Source organism: Streptomyces sp. NPDC060027 (assembly GCF_042737005.1).
In the GTDB taxonomy this organism is placed as follows: Bacteria; Actinomycetota; Actinomycetes; order Streptomycetales; family Streptomycetaceae; genus Streptomyces.
This window is the reverse complement of sequence record NZ_JBHWVI010000360.1, coordinates 1-5,453: the sequence shown is the minus strand read 5'-3', so window position 1 is coordinate 5,453 and position 5,453 is coordinate 1. Positions and strand designations below refer to the sequence as shown.

The window sequence follows — 5,453 nt, the reverse complement described above, 5'->3', positions numbered from 1 at the left end:
GGAATCGGCGGGCGCCCCCTTCGGCCGGTCCAGCCCTTCGGCCGGTCCAGCCCATCGGCCGGTCCAGCCCATCGCGTTGTCAGTGGGGCGTGCCAGTCTTGATCCATGCAGAGCGACGAGTCCCTCGCCATCAAGGCCGAGACGGAGAACGGGCAGAAGCACGCGCGGATTTCGGCCGGGCGGCTGCGGGATCTGGTGCACCGGATCGGCGGTGACGGCGACCGCTACGTGGTCGTGAAACGGATACCGGACCGCCCGGACGTCTTCGTCCAGGTGTGGCACGAGCAGGGCGGCACGTACCAGCTGGAGCACCGCGAGAGCCGCGACCGCTTCTTCGGCACGGTGCTGGGCGACCGGGACCGGGTCGCGGACGCGATGGCGGGATGGGCCCGCGAGGAAGACGGCTGGGACGCGGGCATCACATGGGAGCCGCTCGGCCACGACGCCCCGCAGGAGATCCCGGAACTCCCCGAGGACGTGCGGGAGGAGGTCGAGGCCCGGATCCGGGAGCTGCTGCGCTGCGGGTACGACGACCGGGCGCGGCTCGCCGAGGACGCCGAGGAGTATCTCGTCGACGGCGACCACCGTCCGGTGTCCAGGGCGCAGGCCCGGGAACTCGTGGACCGGCTGTGGACGGAGCGACTGGCCGAGCAGGAGGCGTGGGAGGGAGTCACCGATCCCGAGCGCCTCACCGAGGTCTTCGAGGGGCTCGACGCCCGGGGCATCACCGCCCGCGAGAACTTCACCTGCTGCCGGAGCTGCGGCACCGCCGAGATGGCCGCGGAGCGCGGCGAGGGGGCCCACGGCTTCGTCTACTTCCACACCCAGTGCACGGAGAGCGCCGCCGCGGGGCACGGACTGACTCTGCTCTACGGCGGTTTCGACGGGTCGGCCGAGACCACGGCGGCCGTCGGACGCGAGGTCGTCGCGGCGCTCGGCGCGGCCGGGTTGTCCACCCAGTGGGACGGCTCCCCCGACAGCGCGATCCGCGTCACGGCACTGACGTGGCACAAGCGCCTGGTCGGCTAGGGGTTCGCACCGTCAATTTCGCGCCAAGGTAGCGTCCGGCCCTTGAGAGAGGTCTCCTGCCGGGCTCCGGCTTCTGCTTCAATGGAGGTATGGCCAGCATCCAGAAGTACACCGCGACGGGTCGCCATGACCTCGAGCCCTTCTGGCCTTCTCGTCAGCACCACGACTTCGACCGGGTGTGTTGCCGCGCGATGAACGCGCCGGCCCTCTAAAGCCGTACACCCCGGCCTTCGGCCAGCGCGCACGACGTACGTCCTCGACGGCCCGACCACGAACTCGCGGCCGTCGACCTTCCGACGAACTTCTCGCGCGAAAGAGCTGACCTCTCATGGCGACCACTCGTTCCTACTCCTCCGTCGCGACGGCCCCCACCCCCTCGACCACCCCGGGACGGCACCGACTGCGTGCCGTCGACCGGGACGAGGTGGTCGACGTCGCCGACTTCCTGCCGCCGGGCGCCACCTGGCTGCCCGCTCCCCAGCACGCGCTGCCGGTCCTGCCGGGGCAGCCGCCGATGATCGGCTACCTGGTCCTCGTACCGGCGGACCAGCAGCCCCTGTTTCCGGTCGCCGTGACGGACCGGGCCGAGCAGCAGGCCGTCGGCGACGGCGGCGCCGAGCCGCTCGTGCGTATCGACACCGTGCAGCGCACCGCCGAGATCGACGGGCAGGTGCTGGACCTCACCTACCTGGAGTTCGAGCTGCTCGCGCATCTCGTCCGGCATCCGCACCGGGTGCACACCCGCGACCAGTTGGTCTCCACGGTGTGGGGCTACGGCCACGTCGGGGACGGGCGGACCGTCGACGTCCATGTCGCCCGGCTGCGCCGCAAGCTCGGGGCGCGGCACCGCCAGGCGATCCAGACGGTGCGTCGAGTCGGCTACAAGTACGCTCCGCCGACGGGTCGTTGACGGGGCCGTTGACGCGCCGTTGACGGGCCGTCGACCTCGGGGCCCCTTCGACCAGCTGTGGACGGCTCCGGCCGGACGTCACGCCTCCCACCGGGCGTCGACCGCTCCGGCCGGGCCTTCTCGCTTCCATGATTCGCCTGTCAGCAGATTCCCGCGCCATCGGGCGGGGAGTCCGTGCAGAGTCGTCCGTATGACGCGGAGACTTCTGATGCTGGGCGGTACGGAGTTCGTGGGGCGTGCTGTCGTGGAGGCGGCGCTCGGCCGAGGGTGGGAGGTCACCGTCTTCCATCGTGGACGGCACCAACCCCCTGCCGGGGTGCGGTCGTTGCTGGGTGACCGCACGGCGCCGGACGGCCTCGCGGCGCTCGCCGGCACCTCGGACGAGTGGGACGCCGTCGTCGACACCTGGTCCGGGGCGCCCCGGATCGTCCGGGACGCGGCACGTCTGCTGGCCGGACGGGTGTCCCGTCATGTGTATGTGTCGAGCTGTTCCGTGTACGCGTGGCCCCCGGAAGCCGGGTACGACGAGGACACGAAGCTCGTCGACGGGGCGTCGGCCGACGCGGACGGGACCGACTACGCCCGGAACAAGCGGGGCGGGGAGCTGGCCGTGCTCGACGCTTTCGGCACCGGGCGCTCGCTGCTCGTACGGTCCGGACTGATCCTCGGGCCGTACGAGAACATCGGGCGGCTGCCCTGGTGGCTGAACCGGATCGCTGCGGGCGGTCCCGTGCTCGCTCCCGGGCCACGGGATCTGCCGCTCCAGTACATCGACGTCCGGGACCTCGCGGAGTGGACGCTCGGGGCGGTGGAGGCGGAACACGACGGGGCGTACAACCTGGCCGGTCCCTCGGGGCACAGCACGATGGGGGCACTGCTCGACGCGTGCGTGCGGGCCACCGGGGCGCGGGCCGAGCTCCGCTGGACGGAGCCCGAGGCCGTTCTCGCCGCCGGGATCGAGCCGTGGAGCCAGCTGCCGGTGTGGGTGCCGCCCGGGAGTGATTTCGAGGCCGCGCTGTTCTCGGCGGACGTCTCCCGGGCGGTGAGCGCCGGGCTGCGGGGCCGCCCGGTCGAGGAGACGGTCGCCGACACCTGGAGCTGGTTGCGGTCGCGCGGCGGGGTGGCGCCCTTGCGGGCCGACCGGCCGCCGGTGGGGCTGGATCCGGCGACGGAAGCGAAGGTCCTCGGGCTCCGGACACCCGGGAATTCCTGACCTCGTGGGCATTACCGCCCGTCGTGAGGGGGGTGGGCGTCGGCCTGCCCCCTTCACGGCGCTCGGCCCCATGACCGCCCTCTTCGGTCGGCGGTTCTCTTCCGCCCTCTTCGGTCGGCGGATCTCTTCCCGTCGCGACGGCCCGCTCCGGATACTTCGGGCATACGGCTTCGAGATCGCTTCCCCGGGTGGTCCACGCCCCGCGAGCGGGAGGGGCCCGGCCTGACGACAGGGGGCGGCCGAGTGGGCGATCGCAGCCCCAACTCCCTTTCCCTGAGCGGGCGATCATCCGGCACCTCTTCACCGTCCTCGCCAAGGCGGAGGTCTCGGACGACGGTCACCGAAGCGTCCTCGCGATGCTCACCCATTCGGACCGAGGCGGCTCACTGAATTTCAGTCAAAAAGCGCCGTCAAACCTGAATGAGCAGATCAACTCTTGTGAATTCGCGGGCTTCTGAGCCCATTGTGCCCGAATTGGTCTCACGAACTTCTAAGTTTCTTTGGAGGCTCCTGAACACCTCACACGCCTCGTGCGTATGGAATGGAGCCGCTTCACTCCTGTCGGGCGCCTCGCTGCCCCGCAAGGAAGTTAGAGGAGTTCCATGGGACGCAACATACGAAAACGCCGTTCGCCGCTGGCCGTTCGTGCCATTGCCGCGTCGGCAGCGCTCGCGATCGGCGGGGGTGGGCTGGTCTGGGCGAATTTCTACGCCTCGGCACACGAGAAGAACTCGTCCGCCAACACCACCAAGGCCGCCGGCGCGCAGGTCGCGACGATCAGCTGTCCGGATGTCGGCCAGAAGCTGGCCAACGTTCCGAAGCAGGCCCGGGGTGAGGTCGACGGAGAACTGGCCACGCTCGACCAGCAGATCACCGCCGCCTACCAGCGGCTGGCCACCACCCGGGACGCGCAGACGAGGGACGCGAGTTTCGTTCAGAACTCCATCCTCACGCCGCTGAAGAACAACCGGTCGGCGATCATCGACCGGATCAAGCTGGAGATCAACCGGGTCGGCGGAAGGGCTCCGGGCTGGCTCGACGGTCTCTCCACCTGCACCGGTACGCCCGCGGACCAGACGAACGCCGGCGGCCAGAACAACGGCGGCGGCGCGGCCAGTCCGTCGGCGAGTGCCAGTGCGGGTGCGGGTGCGGGTGCCAACGCAGGTGCCGGTGCCGGTGCCGGCGCGAGTGCCAGTGCCAGCGCTCCGGCCGGCGGTGCGCAGGCGGGCAACGGCGGCCAGGCCGGAAACGGTCCGGTGGCGGCCGACTTCGTGGACATCACGAAGGTCCAGGCGAACGTGGCCCGCAAGGCCCGGACCCAGGCGGCTGGTTCGGCGGGTACGTTCACGACGTCCTGCGGTGTCAACGCGAACAAGAAGTTCAACACCGACAACGTGATCGTGGCGCCCGGTGTCACCAACGGCGCGCACCACCTGCACGACTACGTCGGCAACCAGTCGAACGACGCCTTCGCCAACAACGACACGTTCGCGGCGGCCCAGACCTCCTGTGCCAACCAGGGCGACAAGTCGTCGTACTACTGGCCGGTCGTGCGTATCCAGAACGGTACGCAGGACTTCGACCAGAACAACGACGGCGGCGGCAAGGAACTCAACGTCGGCCAGATCCAGCAGGTGAAGCAGGCGCAGATCAAGTTCGTCGGCAACGCGAAGAGCAAGGTCGTCGCGATGCCGAAGTTCCTGCGCATCATCACCGGTGACGCGAAGACCACGACCAACGGTCTCGCGAACGCCAACGCCCACTGGAGCTGCACCGGCTTCGAGAACAAGGTGCAGCTGACGGCGCAGTACCCGATCTGCCCGCGGGGCAGCACCGTGGTCCGCACCTTCGCCTTCCAGAGCTGCTGGGACGGGGTGAACGCCGACAGCGCGAACCACCGCACCCACGTGGCCTTCGCCGACGCCCAGGGCAACTGCGCGAACGGCTTCAAGGCCATCCCGCAGCTGACGATGCGGCTGGTCTACGGCTTCCGGGCCCCGACCCTCACCAACGGGCAGATCAAGAACGCCTACGCGGTGGACGGATTCCCCGAGCAGCTGCACAAGCCCACGACCGACCATGACGACTTCATCAACGTCTTCGACGACAAGCTGATGAACAAGATGGTCACCTGCATCAACAACGGTCAGCGTTGTAAGTAGCCCCCATGAGAGAGCCGGTGGCGGGGGATCCCCCCCCCCGCGCGCAGAAAACCCCCAAGCCGGCGCGGGCAGCCCCCGTGGGGTCCCGGGCGGTCTGTGTCGTATAAAAAAAAGAAGCGGCCCACCAAAAATTGTGTTT

Annotated in this window: 5 protein-coding genes; all 5 read left to right on the top strand. The window is 69.6% G+C overall.

Translation table 11 applies throughout. The features are described 5' to 3' along the window. The first annotated feature begins 105 nt into the window (after positions 1–105). Positions 106–1,029, top strand: a complete 924-nt coding sequence (locus ACFWBT_RS41480) for a DUF6891 domain-containing protein (RefSeq protein WP_385709564.1) — start codon at positions 106–108, stop codon at positions 1,027–1,029. Positions 1,030–1,118: 89 nt separating this feature from the next. Next, positions 1,119–1,241 (top strand): hypothetical protein, encoded by a 123-nt coding sequence (locus tag ACFWBT_RS41475; RefSeq protein WP_385709561.1) that lies wholly within the window; start codon positions 1,119–1,121, stop codon positions 1,239–1,241. 116 nt (positions 1,242–1,357) lie between these two features. Then, positions 1,358–1,939, top strand: coding sequence for a winged helix-turn-helix domain-containing protein (locus tag ACFWBT_RS41470; RefSeq protein ID WP_385709559.1), 582 nt, complete (start codon positions 1,358–1,360; stop codon positions 1,937–1,939). A 208-nt stretch (positions 1,940–2,147) separates the two neighbouring features. Next, positions 2,148–3,152, top strand: coding sequence for an NAD-dependent epimerase/dehydratase family protein (locus ACFWBT_RS41465; RefSeq protein WP_385709567.1), 1,005 nt, complete (start codon positions 2,148–2,150; stop codon positions 3,150–3,152). A 602-nt stretch (positions 3,153–3,754) separates the two neighbouring features. Continuing rightward, positions 3,755–5,314, top strand: coding sequence for a DUF1996 domain-containing protein (locus ACFWBT_RS41460; protein ID WP_385709557.1), 1,560 nt, complete (start codon positions 3,755–3,757; stop codon positions 5,312–5,314). The last annotated feature ends 139 nt before the right edge of the window (positions 5,315–5,453 follow it).